Source organism: bacterium (genome assembly GCA_016708315.1).
Lineage (GTDB): Bacteria > Zixibacteria > MSB-5A5 > CAIYYT01 > CAIYYT01 > JADJGC01.
Map to the genome: position 1 here is coordinate 18,901 of JADJGC010000013.1, position 16,592 is coordinate 35,492.

Consider the following 16,592-nt stretch of genomic DNA (forward strand, 5'->3'; position numbering starts at 1 on the left):
ATTGGCTGCTCCTCGATCAAAATATATTGCGGCAATCGGGCGAATACAAAGATTTTTCGCGAACAGCTGAAAATAAATTATAGGAATGTCTTGACAGATGGAGATCGAGAGTTGAGAGAACTAACTGACCTTGCGCATTTCCGCGATCATATCATCAGGCTCAACCACGCCTTGGAGAATTCGTTTCACGTTTCCCGAGGAGTCGAGCAGCAGTGTAGTGGGCAGTGAATAATGCTTGAGACCAAAGCGCGCCATGAAGTCTTTGGTGATGGGCGTGTCGGAATTCTCCAATTGAACTTTGAGTGCAACAAAGCGCTGTGCTTCATCGGCAACCGCCTGATTGCCGAATGTCTTCTTCTCGAGAATCTTGCAGTTGACACACCAGGTTGCCCAGGTGTCGATCAACACCGGCTTGCCTTCACTTTTGGCCTGTGCCAGAGCGGCTTCCATGTCGGTGCTCCAACTTATCAACGATGATTCGCTCGCTGTCGAATTGGCTGTTGCAGTCGGCAGCCACTCCGATGCAGGAGGCAGAATTAGTCCCTGACGCAAGATCGTACCGCCAAGTAAGTACACGCCGACGATGAGTGCGAGAATGCCGACGAACTTCTTGAGGCGAAGGAAGAATCCTGATTCCGGAGTCAGCCGGTCGAGTCCGCCGCCAAACACGCCGAGTGCCAGAAGCAACAGAGCGGTGACAAGAGCGGTGACTTCAGCAGAGACGATGGTCTTGAGGAAGTAAATGGCCATCAGCAAGAGGACGAAGCCGAAGAACTTCTTCACTTGCTCCATCCAGCCGCCTGAGCCGGGAAGGGCACTGATAGCTGATGAAAACGTTCCGATGATGATATACAGTGTTCCCAGACCAATTGCGAAAACGAAGAGAACGAGGAATCCGATTACAGGAGATCCAGCTGTCGCGATATAGAGCAATATGCCTGCGACAAAAGGACCAACGCAAGGCGATACCACCAGTGCTGCAACAACACCGAGCACAATCGCGCCGCCGATGCCACCGCCTGACTGGCGGCCAAGGCGGTTGCGTAGTGATGCGGGAACTTGAAGCTCGTACACGCCAAACATCGACAGCGAGAAGATGACGAACACGATGGCGATACCGATCACCACTGCCGGACTTGCGAGCCACGCCCCGAATACACCACCAACCAGCGAGACGATCAGTCCCATGATTCCGTAGACCACGGCCATGGAGCCGACGTAGAAGAGCGACATCACGAAGCCGCGCCACAATGAGCGCTGTTGACCGGCGAAAATGCTTACTGTAATCGGGATCATCGGATAGGTGCAGGGTGAAAACGAGAGTAACAGACCGGTTACGAATGCCAACCCGAGTGCAATCAAGTAGCCCCAGAATCCGTGCTTATCGATCAGCTTCTGAATTTCGTTGTCGTCTTGAACCGATTCAGTTGTTTGTGCCGCTTGAGCCGTCTTCTGCGGTGCTGTTGTCAAAGATTGAACGGGCGCGCCGAATATGTCCTCGTGTAACGGGGCGCCCAACTCGCCAACTGAGAGTGGAATGTCAACGCTGACCGTTTGTGGTCCGCGGCATTCATTGTTGTCACAGGGCTGAAATCTGAGTCGCACCGGAACGACATAGTTACCGGCGGCGACGTTTGATGCGACATCGATCTTGAATTTGAATACAACATTGCCTTCGTATACCGACATCAACTCGCCGATAAGCTGTACATCGTGGGCGGGCGGATATAGCACGGTTCGCGGTGTAATTCCGGGAAGAGTGTCAAATGCAACTTTCGCAGGGATTAGAAAGCTTTCGTGGGGTTGCGAGGAGTTGATATGCCATTCTGGTGCTATTTCGGCTATTACTGCGGCTTCGTAGGTCCTGCCTGCTGCGACTGAAGAAACCGAAAGTACCGAACGGACCTGGACAATTTTGCTGTCTTCAATTCGATTGCCGAATCCGGAAAACTCAAGATTCTCCTGCGCGGATGCCAAGCCGCACAGCATGAGCAGAAGTGTCAGATTAGTTAGGACTATTCGGCCAATATGAAAGCGTCGCATCGGTCTCATCTCTGGGTTATACATTCTTAGGGGATTATTAAACACGGGAAAGACGCAAGAATCAAGACTATTTCTCTTGCTTGACATTGGTCATTTCTTCAAGTCTCGTCATGATCTTGCCGAAGTCGACATTTTTGACGATTTCCTTCGCCAAAGCTTCGGCGAAGAACTTGAGGAATTGCGCCCGTACGTCGGGCTTACCTGAACCGTCTCGCGCGGGACCGCGCAAATCGGTATCGGGCTCAAGCGGGGCGTTGAGCTTTTCGATATAGACCTTAGTTTTGCTGTCTTCTTCAGTCGACTGCATTTTCTTCAGTTGATCGAGCGAAATCTTTGTGCTGCCGATTTCTTCGATCTGAAACTTGCCGGTTGTTCCGGGCGGTATAAACGGCTTGGCTTCCATCTTGCGCGGCTCTTCGCCGCCCATTTCACGGATGAACCAGTCGTAGTCGTGCGGGGTGTCTTCATAGCGAGCTTCCGGCCGCGAAGCTTCGACATCGTACTGGTCTTCGGTCAGATCGAGTTTATCCAGCTTGGGGCGTTCGCGCTTGTTTTCCGGCGGGTCGTTGGTGCTCTGCTTGAGCATACTCAGGAATATCTTATCAGTAGCGCTGGAGATCTTCTTCTCGAAGCTGTTTTCGTCATCAGCCAAAAGGCTCTCGATGTCGTTATCCGGCTCTTGCTGGCTCTGGCTATCAGTTGATCCGAGCTTGATAAGCCGGTCGATCTTGAACAGCAGTTCTTGGGGCGAAAACGGTTTGCTGAGTGTTTCGTTGGGAGAAATTTGCACGAGTTCTCTTGTATCGAGCAGTTCTGAGCTGCCGAGCAGCATCAAGATCGGCATCTGCGCTTTGACGCGGTCCTTCTTTAGTTCTTCAACAATGAAGTAACCGGTAACGGTCTGAGTGGCAGTTGCGATTACCGCTAAATCGTAGTCGGTGCGCTTGAGTTCTTCCAGCGCTTTGGTGCCGTCCTGGAAGAGATTGACCTCATAGCCGTGTTGAGTGAGCAACTTGCGACAGACGGCAATGATGGTTTCCGAGGCGTCGGCGACGAGGATTTTTTTGCGTATGGTCATTTTTGACGCTCCGATAGTTTCTTGGAAGCGCTATCAAGAATCTTCTTCTCGCGCTCGCTCAAGTTTTCGTAACCGCCCAGTTCGGTGATCCGATCCAGAATACGATCAACTTCGTCCATCAATTCATCCGGTTGACGCTTAGTTTGAACCAGTTTTGGTCCTTTCTTGAATCGACGAAAGTAGTTCTTTACCGGCGAAAGCCAGCGAACGAGCCGCCAGTCGGCTTTCAAATAAAGGTACCCGATCAGGGCTCCGCCGAGGTGAGTAAAGTGCGCGATACCGTCGTTGTGCTGGCTCCAGGAAGCCAAGACACCGAGGCCGATCAGCACCATCACAAGGTACTTTACTTTTATCGGAAATAGAAACCAAATATAGACCAGTCGATTTGGATAAAGCACGGCAAAAGCCACGAGAATACCGTAGATAGCGCCGGAAGCGCCGATGACCGGAATGGTGCTATTGACCTGTAAGAGGGTCGTGATGATAGCCGCACCGACACCGGTAACGAAATAGAATTTCAGGAATTCGCGCGTGCCCCATTGACGTTCAAGGTCGGTGCCGAACATGTAAAGCGCGAACATATTGAAGAATATATGCATCAGCCCGCCATGCAGGAACATATAGGTCGCCAATTGCCAAATGGCAAATGAGTGCGACACCGCATAGGGGACCAAACCGAAATTGCGTTCGAGATTGAATGCAGGCAGCAAGTACTGCAGCACGAACACGCCGGCATTGGCAATCAGGAGATATTTAATCCCCGGAGTGATTCCCTGCTGAAATCCGAATGAAGTTTCCTGATAAGTACTGTTGCGAATCATCATCGTGCCTGTAATACGTATCGGTAGTTTACGTGCTTGAGTATAACAACTTACGTCAAAATTGGCAAGTAGTGTGCGCCTATTTGTTCTACTCTGGAGTAACGGCGTTTGAGTCCAATAGTTTAGCTCAACTGAAAAAAGACAAGCCGCCACGGCCAACAAGGCCAACTGGCGGCTTGAAGTTCTATTACTGCCCGCCTATAACCGCATCAATTCCTTGGCGATACAGCGGTCTTGGATGACCTGCAGCCCAGCCTGCTTGGCACGGTTGGCTCCAGAGTCATTGATAACGTCTTCCTGCAGCCACAGCACTTTTGCCTTGATGGCTATCGCTTCGTCAATGATCGGGTCAGTCTGGTCCGAGCGACGGAAAACATCGACGATATCGATTTGTCCCGGCACTTCGCCGAGGCTGGCGTACGACTTCAGTCCGAGGACTTCGGCTTCGGTCGGATTTACTGGAATGACTTCATACCCACGGGCAATGAGTCGCTTGGATACGCCATGCGATGCCCGTTCCGGTTTGGAGGACATTCCAACGACTGCAATCCTCTTGGAATTCTTGAGGATTTCGTCGATTTCCGAATTGGTCGGATTCTGAAACTCGCTCATGCCAGAAACTTCTCGACCTTCTCTTGAAGCATCTTCTTGGGCAACGCGCCGACTACCTGATCCTGTACCTTGCCGCCCTTGAAGAAGAGCAACGTGGGGATCGACATTACGCTGAACTGCGAGGCGGTCCGGCTGTTGGAATCGACGTCTACTTTGACGACCTTAACACGGCCCTTGTATTCCTCGGCGATTTGGTCGAGGATCGGGGCGATCATACGGCAGGGTCCGCACCATTCGGCCCAGAAATCTACAATCACGGGAACACTGCTATTGACAACTTCGGCTTCAAAGGTCGCATCTGATACTGCGGTTGCGTTCGACATGAGAACTCCTTCCTAAATACTAAACAATATCCAAAGACTAAAACTATGCATTGTTACAAATGTTCCAGCAGGGCGGTTCGCGCCAAATTCATCGGCACAGAGCCTAATCCCAACAGACGGTCGTGAAATTCGCAGAGTGAAAATCGATCTCCCCACAGCTTTTCGCAATCGCTTCTCAAACTTAAAATCTGCCTTTTTCCGACGAGATAACTCAGCGGCTGGGTCGGCGATTGCGAATAGCGTTTCACTTCCGCTATTGCACTCAGTTTATCCAATTGTGCCGTTTCTACAAGAAGATTAACCGCTTCGGTGAAACTCATCAATCCCGTGTGCAGTTTAACATCGATAACCACGCGACAGGCGCGCCACAATTCAAGATACAACTGCATAAGGCGGTAGCGCACGTCCTTGAAGTAGCCCTGTTCCCACATCATTTCTTCGCAATAGAGCGCCCAGCCTTCGAGAAAGACGTTGGAATCAAATAGTTTACGGACGCGGGACGAAAGGCTGGCTGCCAATGTCATTTGAACGTGATGACCGGGGAATCCCTCATGAAGCGAGATCAGGTGCGCCTGATAGGGATTATGGTTGCGCTGAAGCAATGCTCGATCTTCCGGCGTGATGTCTACTGGAATCGGAGTTACCCAGTATTGACCTCTCTGGCTATTATCAAGAGGCGCAGGCGGCGAGTAGGCCGCATACGGAAAGGTGTGGCGGACGAATTCCGGTGTCGGGATGACTTCCAGAGCAATGTCATCCGGTAGTGTTATGAGCTTGTTATGCCGGATAAACTGCTCGGAAATTTTCACGTAATCGCGATAGACTTCGAGAAGATTCTTGACAGGTGGTAAAGTCGATTTGATTTCTTCAAGGAGTTCCGGGACAGTCTTTTCGGAGTCGATCGTTCTTCGCGACAGCTTCGATCTGCGACTTGACGAGAATGATTTCTGACTCACCAAAAGCAATCAGCTCCTCGGCGGTTGTTTCGATGCCATGAAGATTTTTCAGAAGCGCCGAAAATGTCGGCCAGCCACAAGCGTAAGAGCCACGGGATCGACGCGTTAGTTGCGATTTCAAAAATGTCTGATAGTCGGAGACGGCGGACTTTGCAGCCTCGACAGCGACCTCGAGATTATCGCGTTGCGGGCTCGATTTAGCGATGTCATCGACAAGTGATTGCAGGAACGGCCCTGCCGAAGCGCACAGGTCTTCGGCCATTTCTGCCCATACGGTGGGGATATCTTCCTGTAGACCGAGATTAACTTTGGACTCATCGAGCAAGCGCGTCACGCTTTTGACTCGCCCAATCAGGTTGGCGATTCGTTCTTCAAGCGGAGCGAATTCGCGCATCACCAAAGCCAAACAGCCATAGAGAGCTACTTCCAGAGCAAGCGACGGATCGCGGTCCCAGCGGCGATACACAGTATCGGAGATGACTTCTGCATTGAGATTACCAGTGAGTATCTGCAGATCGAAGCGCTCATCGCGGGAAAGCGCGGTGGGGTCGATGCGATTCAGCTGATCGATAAACACGCCAAGCTGAAGGTTTCTTGCTGCTCGAGATGCGCGGTCGATGCGATCGAGTTGGGCATCATAGTCGTGAATCCCGGCTTGCGTAGCCCGCACCGGCGAACTTTGCAACAGGTAGTCGACTGCGGCATCGGCAATCTTCTGAAAGGTTTGTGATTCAGTCATAGTGGTTGGGGAAAATAGGGAATTGTGAGTCGAGCGCCAAACGCTTAATCGAGACTTTGGAGAAAAGAAAGGGCGGCGGCACAAGCCGTCGCCCTGACAATCAGTGAATGCGCTGGATGCGCTTATTCGGTAAGTGATCGTGTCGGACTATCGTTTGCAACCTGATAGTTCGGCACAGCAGCGAATTGCATCTTGCGCCTGCGAATGAACGAAACGAATGTGCCGACGCAAACCATGATCAAACCGAGCCACACCATGTTGATGAGCGGTTTGGTAGAGACTTCAAGTACGAGCAGATCCACCACATCCATGCCCGGAACTCCGGCAAACTGAAGCGAAACCATGCCGGCATCGGCTTGTATATCACTCAACATCACCGAGCCCTGGCCATTCGGCATATCTGCTTTGAAGAAGCGTTTGCCTTCCTGCGTGAATGCCATGACTGGAGTAATAACCTGAGTTTGCCCGGCGTGCGTAACTTCGATATTAGCGCCAACCTGCATCGTGTTAGGATCGCTGTGGTTGCCCATGTCAAAGCTGGTGAATTTCACATCGAACTCGCCAATGCGTTTGGCTTCGCCGCGAGTGAGTACCAGCTTGTCGCCGTCGCCGACATTTTGCTGCTGCTGCGGCGAGAGATACAGGTCGTGGAAGAAGTACTTCCGGATGAACGGCTTGCGCATCATGCCCTGGTTTTCCTTGGCGATGAACATTTTCGGATCGGCCAAGTACTCGGTGTGGCCGTCTTGGACCTTGAGGTGAACAGCGTTGTCCTTGTTCATCAGATCGCCCTCCATGCCGGAATAAGCGATGTCATAACCAAGTGAGTTGACCGGGGCTTGTCCCGAATAGAGGTTGACCATTTCCGTCTGCGAGAAGGCGGAGGAAATGACAATGCCGACCATCATCACGCCGAATCCCATGTGGGTAACGAATCCGCCGGCGCGAAGGCCAATCTTGCCCGGCTGAAGAAAGATCACAAAGATGTTCCCGAACAATGCAAACAGCGCCATGAAGATCATCAGCAGATACATGAACTGCGTTACGCCGAAGACGATTGAGACAACCGTCCCGACCAGCGCTAATCCCAAAGCCGGCGACAGGCGCTTGAACAGCGTCGGCCACGAACGGTCTTTTGAGACGAGGAATGGCGAGATTCCGGCAAGCAGCGCCAGCACTATCGCCATCGGCAATGCAGTCTTGTTATAGAAATCCATCGAGACGTTGGCCGGCTCGCCGAAAATTCGCGTAATCAGCGGAGCGGAAGTGCCAACGAGTGTAAGTACCGAAAGCAGTGTGAGGAAGAATATCCCGACTGCGATTGCAAAATCAACAGAGTAGGGGTCCTTGATACCGAAGCCGGTCTTGGCTGCCTTTGCGCGGACGACGAGCAGAACCGTACTGAGTATCAGGAAGAACAGCATGAAGAAAACGAGATATCCTGAGATGCCGAGGTCGGTGAACGAATGGACCGAGAAATCAGCCAGCACACCGGATCTGGTCAGGAAGGTTCCGTATACGACCAACAGGAAGGCGAAGATCGCCATGACGAGATTTGATCTGCGGAACACGCCTTTGTTGCGTTCGATCAGCAGGCCGTGCATCAATGCGAGATTGATCATCCACGGAATCAACGAAGTGTTTTCGACCGGGTCCCAAGCCCAATAGCCACCCCATCCGAGGGTTTCATACGCCCAATAACCGCCCATGAAGATACCGGTGCCGAGGAAGAAGGAGGCAATAGCCGTCCAAGGGAATGAGTTCTTCACCCAGTCGCGGTAGTTGTTCTTGGCCAAGGCTCCGAGCGCGTAAGCAAACGGCACTGCCAACAAGGAGAATCCGATGAACACAATCGGCGGATGGATAACCATCCAGTAATTTTGCAGGAGCGGATTCAGTCCTTGTCCGTCCGGCGGTATGCCACCGGGGAATTGCGCCAGAAATTGTGCCGGAATCAAGGTAAATGGCGAGCGTGCCACAAGCAGTGTCAGGAAGAAGGTGATAACCAGCATGTAGAAGAACATTACCGCCGAGTGGTTTTCCGTTTCGCGACGAATCAGGAAGACACCGATGATGGTGATGAGGAATAGCCACAAGGTGAATGAACCGACTTGGCCGGCCCAGAACGTCGAAATCAGGAATCCCAGACCAAGATCGCGCGATGAGTAATCGTGAACGTATTCGAGGGCGAAGTTGTGATTGAGAATCTGCATCAGGAAATAAGCGCACATCAGCACGATTGCTGCAGAGCAGATATAGTACGACTTGCGCGCCAAGGTTACCATGGATTCACGGTTGAATAGGGTCATGCCGTATCCAACCAGCGACACCAGGCAAGTGGCGCAGGCAATTGCAAGAAGAGTATTTCCAATTGGCATCTTAACTCTCTTCTCCTTGATACTTTGACGGGCATTTGATGAGAAGCTGTTCGGCATCAAATTGAGAGCCGTTGTACTTGCCGACGCAGACTGCGTGAGTCGCCTGGCTGAAATTGCCCGGCATTGTTCCAGCGTAGCGAACCGTCATTGTGACGCCGCCTTCGTCGGTAATCGGAAATTCAAGCACTTGCTTGTCGACATCGTACACCACGTGTTCGTGGTCGACCGCGCCCATCACCTGAACGCGTGAGGCGCGCTTTTGCGCTTCGCCGAAGTCAACGTACGATGTCATTGACTTTGTGAAGGAACTAAATCCCCACGCTGCCACTGACACGACGATGACCGTCGCCAGGATCAGTTTCACTTTCATTTCATCTTCTCCATATCTTTAACTTTCTTATCCAGCCTAAAAAGGAACAGGAATATGCCTGCCCAGATTATCAAGTTCGCGAACAGTACCGTGTAATTCGAGGTTTCCATTTATCACTTACTCCGAACGGGAAATTTTAATCTTATGAAGTCTGACACCTAATCCATACAACCAGAAGAACAGCACCGTAAATGCGGCGAGGGAAGTGAAGAAAATCCAGCCGACTCCGCCGGACATTTGGAATTTCATATTGGCATCGACGACCGAATCAGAAGGGTGCAATGATGCCATCATCCGCGGCATGATGAAAATAAAGAACGGCACCGTCGGAAATGCGAAGATCGAATAAACTGCAGCCATGGTGCCGCGTCGTTCCGGACTCGATGTCGCACCACGCAACGCAAGGTAGGCGCCGTAGATCATCAGCAGGACGAAAATCGAGAGCATGCGCGGTTCGCTCCAGTTCCAGTAAATTCCCCACGTAACCTTGGCGAATAACGATCCGCTGATCGTTGCCAACACACAGAACATCGTGCCGATTTCTGCCGCCCAAAGAGCGCGATAGTCATCAAGCTCAGACTTGGTCTTCAGAAAGCGAATCGAATAAACCAGATTGACGGCATACGCTACCACGGTCAACCACGCGACCGGGATGTGATAATAGAATATGCGCGAGGCCTCGCCAATTTGCTGCTGCGGGGCCGGTGTTGAGAAGCTGAACCAGATGACTCCGGTCAGAATCAGAAACAAACCGAGTTGAAGTACTTGTCTACCCATTCCACACAAAATCGAATAAGACCGTCGATGCCGTAATCATTATAACCGCATAGGCAGTCAATAGTTTTACATCGTTTTCCGCTCCGGCCCAACCTTCGTTGCTCAGGGCGGCGTTCGTCCCGGAGATTGCAGCGACTAAGAGCGGCAGCAGCACCGGGAATGAAAGTACAGCAAACAGTGCACCGCGAACATTCGCTTTAGCGACTATCGCGCCAATGATGGTTGTTGCTCCTGCAAGACCGATCGCGCCCAACGCCACGATCACCCCGAATAGTACGGGATCAGGAACCGCTATATGCATAAAAATAATGTACAGCGGTGTTATCAGCAAACAGAGGATGAACAGTAGAACAATGTTGTAAATCAACTTGCCTGTATAGATTATCGACGGTCGGGCATATAACCTTAAGGTCTGTGCGGTCTTAGTGTCCTCTTCCTTGATGAACACACCAGCTAAAGCGGACATTGCCGAGAAGAATATCACTATCCAATAAAGGGCAGAGTGGACAGATATTGTCAATGATGTTTGTCCCAGCGAAAAGCTGATGACTACAAGAGTCGTGAATGCAAACATGAACAAGGCATTCAGCGCATAGCGCGTACGCAGTTCCGTGCGCATGTCCTTGACCAGGACGGCGATGGCTTTAGTTGTCCAGCCGGATGACGCTTGCGACACGGTTGAGGTCCTCTTGTTCATTGGTAGCGATAATCAATATGCGTTCGTTCTGTTGCTGTTTCATGATATTGACAACGATCTGTTTGCCTTCATCGTCGAGATTTGAAGTCGGCTCATCGAGAAGCAGAATCTCGGGCTTGGCGAGCAGGGCGACAGCGTATTTGAGGCGCTGTTTCATCCCCGAAGAATAGGCGCCGACAAAGTCATCGCCGCGACCGGCTAAACCGACCAGATCGAGAAGGCGATCCTGCTCAGATTTGGGCATCGGTACGGAAGCCAATTTGGCGAAGAATTCGAGATTTTCGTAGGCAGTCAGCATCTCATAAAGAGCCATTTCGGGAGCGACCATTTTGATAACTTCGAGGTGACGATCGGCGGGCAGTTCTTTTCCGTCGTGCTTGATGGTGACTTTACCCTTCGTCGGAGCGATGATCTGGGCGAGGATTTTCATGAGAGTAGACTTACCGGAACCGTTGTGGCCGGTAATTCCGATGGAATTAGGCGTTTCTATAGTGAAGTTGATATCTTTGAGGACCTTACGGTCGCCAAAGTTCTTCTGAATTCCACTCACTTCGATGACGGTCGTCACACCTTCTCCAAGATGCCCCATATCTTATCGACAAACTTATTGATATATAAGAGAAAGTCAACCCTTTTTTGCGAAATTTTTCACAAGATGACGCCGAAACTCACCCGAAAAGATAGATTAAGTCTTGAAGTGGAGCGCCAAGCTGGACTTATAGACGACAAATCAAATCCGAATTATTGGTCCGGCTGAAAGAAGTGGGTGTGTTCGACGGTTAGCTTAAGACCTGACCCAAACGTTCCCAACGAACGCGCTCGTGAAAGTGGATGAGATTGTACCAGAAACCGCTCGGCCACGACAACGGATTCGTCCATTCGAATTTTGGTGCATCGGGATCAGGTGCCGCGCCCCACGACCAATGTACAACCAACGCCTTTCCCAGTACGAATCTCTTCGGTACAGGTCCCCAATAACGAGAGTCGTAAGAGTCGTCGCGATTGTCACCCATCATGAAGAAGTGTCCGGCTGGCACACGGTAGGGTCCGAAAAAATCGCGCCGACGGTCGATACCCGGATCATTGAATTTCTGGTGTTCGAAATGTGGAACCAAGACGCCGTCAACATACAGTTCTTTGTCGCGGACTTCCACAGATTGGCCGCCGACCGCGACGCAGCGTTTGACATAGTTGGTGGTTGAGTCTCCAGGGAATTTGAACACGACGATGTCGCCGGGTTTGGGATCACGCAATCCTTGAACGGTAATGCCTGTCAGCGGGATGTGGATTCCATAGATGAATTTGTTGGCGAGCAGGAAATCACCGACGAGAATGGTGTCTTCCATGGAGCTTGTCGGGACGTTATACGCTTCAATGACCGAGTGCTTGATAACGAGCGCCATGATGAACGCAAAGGCAAGCGATTTGACCGTACCGAAGGTAGATGCCAACACCGATTGGCGCGAATTGCGAGCACTGGTTCTGCGTGTCCTCGTTGTATCCGACATTTAGACTCCTAATTGATTGAATGAAACAGCCGGCTCCAACGGACGCGCTCCGGCAGGTGATATACATTATACGCGAGACCGCCCAAAATGGAAATAGGATTCCACCATGTTACTTGTGGAGCATCACTATCAGGTTTCCACGACCAATGAACCAACAGCGCTTTTCCGAAAATCATGTCGCGTGGAACCGTGCCCCAATAGCGAGAATCTGACGAATTGTCGCGATTGTCGCCCAAAACGAAGTAGTGACCAACCGGAATCGTGATCGGGCCGAAGTTGTCGCGCGGCTGCGATGTCCCGGTCGGAATGATGATAGAATCGGAGTGAATTGCGAATCGCGATTCGTTTATCGGGTTTCCATTGACGTAGAGGATCTTGTCGAGCAGGTGGACTTCATCTCCGCCTTTCGCGACTACCCGCTTAATGAAGTTCTTCGTGGGGTTGTCAGGGAAGCGGAACACGATTACATCACCGACTTGCGGATCGCGCAGGGCGGGCATTCTGATGTCAGTAAATGGTATCTCCGGGCCGAAGGTAAATTTGTCGGCAAGGAGGAAGTCACCAACCAACAGGGTATTTTCCATCGATTCTGAGGGAATATTGTACGCTTCAACCAAGACGCTCTTTATGATTAAGGCAAGTAGGACAGCCAGAATTACGAGGCGAAAGTAACGAAGGAATTTGTTGAACTTCGTTCGAACGGACCCTTTGAAGTCGGCGAAGTCGTTTTTCCGCAAGTCGTTGTTGTTTATCTTCATCGTGGACGAGACTCTAACATATTCCAAATCCTCTTGCAACCAGCTTTTATAACGACCCATTGCCGGGCAAGTTTCAAATGATTCGCAAGGGCGACGAAACGTCGAGGGGAATAGGCGCATTTCGACATACAGTCAAACGGAGTCATCTCGTTACCAGTAAAATAGTTGGCTGTCGCGGCTTCCTATCTCCTTGACAAAAATGGAGATGTGACTTAAGATGGGGCGAACAAATCCTCTGGAAGCTTCGGGTATAGTGTAATTGGCCCTTGTCAAAGAGGCTTGAATTAAGGAAAGACATGGCACCAGCGATAGATGCCGCCTACCAGGCGGAATATAAGAAGATTTGGGCGGAATGCCCCGATCCGATGTTTTTTGCAGCATACATGCACAAAAATCCGATGATGCACTGGCTGTTTTGGAAGCGCCCAGAAGTGGCGCTTGAACTTGCCGGAGACGTCAAAGGGAAGAAGATCTTTGATTTTGGCTGCGGCTCCGGTGTATTGATGAAGCATCTGTATAAGTCGGGAGCGATAATCCGGGGCTGTGATCTTGATCCAACCGCCGCTTTGAAGGTGGTCGAGACGATGAAGATCAAGGCTGACATCAGATACAGCGTCGAAGAAGTTACCAAGCTGGGCGAGAAGTATGACCGCATATTTGCGCTGGATGTGCTGGAGCACGTCGATGAGTTGGACTATCTGCTTGACCACATCATTACCAATTTGGCTGACGATGGTCATTTTATATTATCCGGTCCGACCGAATCTGCATTCTATCGTCTGGGCCGTGTGTGGGCGCGCAACTCCAGCCCGAATCCGCAAGCTTTCAATGCCGACAATCACCTGCGCACGATTTATGACATTGAGCGCAGACTTGAAGAGAAGGGCATGAAGCGGATTGAAACAAGAAGACTCTACTTTCCGGTCACTTTGTTCCGTATCTCTTCGTGGAAAAAATAGCACTCCCCGAAAGCACCGATTAGCGAGACGCAACGATGAAGCTTTCCATAGTCATTCCATGCTACAATGAGATTGAGACGATCAACAAGATACTCAAGCGTGTTGAAGCTGCCGATATTGGCCCAGTCGAGAAGGAAATTGTCATTGTTGACGATTTTTCCACTGACGGGACGAGGGAGCTGCTGAAGAGTAACGGCATACCGCACAAGGTAGTTTTCCATGAGAAGAACAAGGGCAAGGGCTACGCACTGCGGACCGGTTTTGAACATGTAACCGGCGATGTCGTGATTGTTCAAGATGCTGATCTGGAATATGATCCGAATGACTACAAGCAGTTGATCGAACCGATCTTTCGAGGTGAGTGTCAGGTGATGTACGGCTCACGCGATCGCAAGGAAAACAAGCTCCACTCTGGTGCGATGTTTTATGCGGGGGGAAAGGTCGTGACCTGGGTGACAAACATTCTCTATGGATCGAACCTGACAGATGAGCCGACTTGCTACAAAGTATTCTCGCGGGAGTTGCTGCAAAGCATTCCACTCAAGTGCGAACGTTTCGAGTTTTGTCCAGAGATCACGGCCAAAGTTCTCAAACGGGGGATCAAGATTCGTGAACTGCCGATTTCTTATTATCCGCGCAAAGTGAGCGAAGGCAAGAAGATCAACTGGAAAGACGGCGTTGAAGCAATCTGGACTCTCATCAGATACCGCTTCACCGATTGATTCGCCAAGACAATGATGTCCTCCGTGAACAACCATACTCGACAGCTCCAGCAAACAGATCAGCCTTGCCGGAAAGTCGACAATCGGTATGTTGCAAATGGAGGCTTTGTCGCCGGACTTAGCGAAAGCGACAGCAGGAAGTAAATGCGCGGTTCTAAACTCACAAATTTTCCGGCAAATCTATCCAAATTCGTAGAAGGTAAGAATTTCTATATCGTCCTTGGCGTCGTGCTGTTGCTGGGGTTGATTGTGAGAACTGTCTACCTCGATGCCGATCCGCCGGCCGGAATAACGCGCTCGCAGGATTTCTCAACCGATCCGTTTGCGTATACCATGTTCGCCAAGAACAGCGTCGATGTCGGGAATGCCAACCCGTACAACGACCAGCGCTGGATTCTCTACGAGCGCTCGACACAAACGCTGGCAGCGCGGATCGTTTATACTTTTGCAGGCACCGGCAGGACGGCAGGCAATCTTGTGGCTGTGCTGCTGAATATGTTGGCGATTACGATGATTGCTCTGGGAATCAAGAACTTTGGTTCTCGATTGGGAGCGATTGCGTTTGCCGCCATCGCCGGGGTTAGTTTCATTCTCATTTTCTTTGGCCGAACGCCTTTCCTGGAGGCATCGCAGAATGTCTGGTTGGCGGCGGCGTTTTACTTCTTCTCGTTGGGCAGCAAGCGAACCATTTTCTATGGGCTTGCCGGTGTTGCAGCCGGCGCGGCCGCGTTTTTTGGCAAGATGCTGGCACTCGGCATCGGCGGGGCCTACATCGCGGCATTCTTGGTTCTCTTCTTCGTCAACGCCGAAGAGCGCAAGAACACCATCCGGCTGGGGCTGATTTTCTGCGGTGGTTATCTTGTGGTAGCACTTTTCTGGCTGTTCTTCAGCTATCTGCCTTACACCGAACAGGTCAAATACTATCTCCACGAACAAGGCTTGGGGCTTTACGGCGCACCGCGCGGTTTCCAGGATGTCCAGTACTTCCTGTGGCATCTGATCAGCTTGCTCTGGGAAAGCGAGTTTTTACAGAAGCTGCCATTCGTAGTGGTGCTTGGAGCCATTTCAGGAGTAGTAGTGCTATTCTCAATACTGAGAAGTTTGCGTGACCGGAAGATGCTTCAGTCGTTCAATGTCGGCTGGCTGATTCTATTCCTGTGGTTCGTGTTTGGCTATTTGACGCTGTTCCCCTGGAACTATCGCCCGTTGCGATACCAGACGGCGCTGATGTTTCCGCTCATGGCACTGGCGGGACTTCTGATTGCGCTTCCCTGGGACTGGGTGAAAAACAGCGAAAAGCGTGACAAGAAGGCGCGCACCTCGCCGAAGGTTATATACTTCGTGCTGATCTGCGGACTCTTCTTGATGCCTTTGATCGGCGCCGGATTTTTGCAGCTTACCGCTTCGGGCGGTACAAGCAACACCCGCGATACAGTTTTGAATTCTGTCATTCTGTATTCATTGCTGTTCTTTGGCGCCGGTGTTGCCCTGGTTTACCTGACCCGCTGGTTAGGCAGTCTCGAAATGAACTGGCGCAAGACGGGCCAATACTTCTCCGTTGCAATGCTTGCGACGATAGTAGTGGTCGGTGTTGTGCAGTTCACGAGCTGGACGAAATCCCGGCAATATAGTTTGATCACTGCCGACCGTGATCTTGCCGCCATCCTGAATAAGGATGCGGTTCTTTCTGGATCGTATGCTGTCGCTCTCACGCTGGAGAATCGACTCAAATATGTGCATCACATGTTTAGCATGAAATTCGATCCGGAGTTTTTTGCCACCTACCCCATAACTCACTTGATTATGGACGAGGGCAACGAGAAAGCCGCGCGCGAGCAATACCCCTGAAGT

Annotated in this window: 18 protein-coding genes; 3 read left to right on the forward strand and 15 right to left on the reverse strand. The window is 51.2% G+C overall.

Annotated features, from left to right (window positions below; genetic code table 11):
- Positions 1-120: 120 nt before the first annotated feature.
- From IPH59_10695 to lepB (IPH59_10765), 15 genes are all read right to left on the reverse strand, one after another.
- Entirely contained in the window at positions 121-2,043 is a 1,923-nt protein-coding gene (locus IPH59_10695; protein ID MBK7092163.1) for a thioredoxin family protein, read from the reverse strand.
- A gap of 67 nt (positions 2,044-2,110) precedes the next feature.
- Positions 2,111-3,121, reverse strand: coding sequence for a response regulator (locus IPH59_10700; GenBank protein MBK7092164.1), 1,011 nt, complete (start codon positions 3,119-3,121; stop codon positions 2,111-2,113).
- On the reverse strand, positions 3,118-3,945 hold the full coding sequence (locus tag IPH59_10705; protein MBK7092165.1) for a rhomboid family intramembrane serine protease: 828 nt from the start codon (positions 3,943-3,945) through the stop codon (positions 3,118-3,120). Before IPH59_10705 ends, IPH59_10700 begins: the two co-directional genes overlap by 4 nt.
- A 195-nt stretch (positions 3,946-4,140) precedes the next feature.
- A complete protein-coding gene (locus tag IPH59_10710) occupies positions 4,141-4,554 on the reverse strand; it encodes a CoA-binding protein (GenBank protein ID MBK7092166.1) in 414 nt (137 codons plus the stop codon).
- A complete protein-coding gene (trxA, locus tag IPH59_10715; protein MBK7092167.1) occupies positions 4,551-4,877 on the reverse strand; it encodes a thioredoxin in 327 nt (108 codons plus the stop codon). Before trxA ends, IPH59_10710 begins: the two co-directional genes overlap by 4 nt.
- A gap of 53 nt (positions 4,878-4,930) precedes the next feature.
- On the reverse strand, positions 4,931-5,833 hold the full coding sequence (locus IPH59_10720; GenBank protein ID MBK7092168.1) for a DUF885 domain-containing protein: 903 nt from the start codon (positions 5,831-5,833) through the stop codon (positions 4,931-4,933).
- A complete protein-coding gene (locus tag IPH59_10725; GenBank protein MBK7092169.1) occupies positions 5,745-6,572 on the reverse strand; it encodes a DUF885 family protein in 828 nt (275 codons plus the stop codon). Before IPH59_10725 ends, IPH59_10720 begins: the two co-directional genes overlap by 89 nt.
- Before the next feature lie 122 nt (positions 6,573-6,694).
- Positions 6,695-8,950 (reverse strand): cytochrome c biogenesis protein CcsA, encoded by a 2,256-nt coding sequence (gene ccsA / locus IPH59_10730; GenBank protein ID MBK7092170.1) that lies wholly within the window; start codon positions 8,948-8,950, stop codon positions 6,695-6,697.
- Between the two features lies 1 nt (position 8,951).
- Positions 8,952-9,320 (reverse strand): cytochrome c maturation protein CcmE, encoded by a 369-nt coding sequence (locus IPH59_10735; protein MBK7092171.1) that lies wholly within the window; start codon positions 9,318-9,320, stop codon positions 8,952-8,954.
- Positions 9,317-9,430 (reverse strand): CcmD family protein, encoded by a 114-nt coding sequence (locus IPH59_10740; GenBank protein MBK7092172.1) that lies wholly within the window; start codon positions 9,428-9,430, stop codon positions 9,317-9,319. Before IPH59_10740 ends, IPH59_10735 begins: the two co-directional genes overlap by 4 nt.
- Before the next feature lie 7 nt (positions 9,431-9,437).
- Complete coding sequence (gene ccsA / locus IPH59_10745) at positions 9,438-10,097, reverse strand: cytochrome c biogenesis protein CcsA (GenBank protein MBK7092173.1); 660 nt, start codon at positions 10,095-10,097, stop codon at positions 9,438-9,440.
- Complete coding sequence (locus IPH59_10750) at positions 10,090-10,794, reverse strand: heme exporter protein CcmB (GenBank protein ID MBK7092174.1); 705 nt, start codon at positions 10,792-10,794, stop codon at positions 10,090-10,092. Before IPH59_10750 ends, ccsA (IPH59_10745) begins: the two co-directional genes overlap by 8 nt.
- On the reverse strand, positions 10,742-11,362 hold the full coding sequence (locus IPH59_10755; GenBank protein ID MBK7092175.1) for an ABC transporter ATP-binding protein: 621 nt from the start codon (positions 11,360-11,362) through the stop codon (positions 10,742-10,744). The genes IPH59_10750 and IPH59_10755 overlap by 53 nt, the downstream gene beginning before the upstream one ends.
- A gap of 211 nt (positions 11,363-11,573) precedes the next feature.
- Positions 11,574-12,302 (reverse strand): signal peptidase I, encoded by a 729-nt coding sequence (gene lepB, locus IPH59_10760; GenBank protein ID MBK7092176.1) that lies wholly within the window; start codon positions 12,300-12,302, stop codon positions 11,574-11,576.
- An 8-nt stretch (positions 12,303-12,310) separates the two neighbouring features.
- Complete coding sequence (gene lepB, locus IPH59_10765) at positions 12,311-13,060, reverse strand: signal peptidase I (protein MBK7092177.1); 750 nt, start codon at positions 13,058-13,060, stop codon at positions 12,311-12,313.
- A 296-nt stretch (positions 13,061-13,356) separates the two neighbouring features.
- Between lepB (IPH59_10765) and IPH59_10770 the strand changes: the two genes are divergently transcribed.
- The 3 genes from IPH59_10770 (at position 13,357) to IPH59_10780 (ending at position 16,589) form a co-directional block, all read left to right on the forward strand.
- Positions 13,357-14,019, forward strand: coding sequence for a class I SAM-dependent methyltransferase (locus IPH59_10770; GenBank protein MBK7092178.1), 663 nt, complete (start codon positions 13,357-13,359; stop codon positions 14,017-14,019).
- A gap of 35 nt (positions 14,020-14,054) precedes the next feature.
- Positions 14,055-14,741, forward strand: coding sequence for a glycosyltransferase family 2 protein (locus IPH59_10775; protein MBK7092179.1), 687 nt, complete (start codon positions 14,055-14,057; stop codon positions 14,739-14,741).
- Positions 14,742-14,885: 144 nt separating this feature from the next.
- Positions 14,886-16,589: a hypothetical protein gene (locus tag IPH59_10780; GenBank protein ID MBK7092180.1), complete on the forward strand. Its 1,704-nt coding sequence runs from the start codon at positions 14,886-14,888 to the stop codon at positions 16,587-16,589.
- The last annotated feature ends 3 nt before the right edge of the window (positions 16,590-16,592 follow it).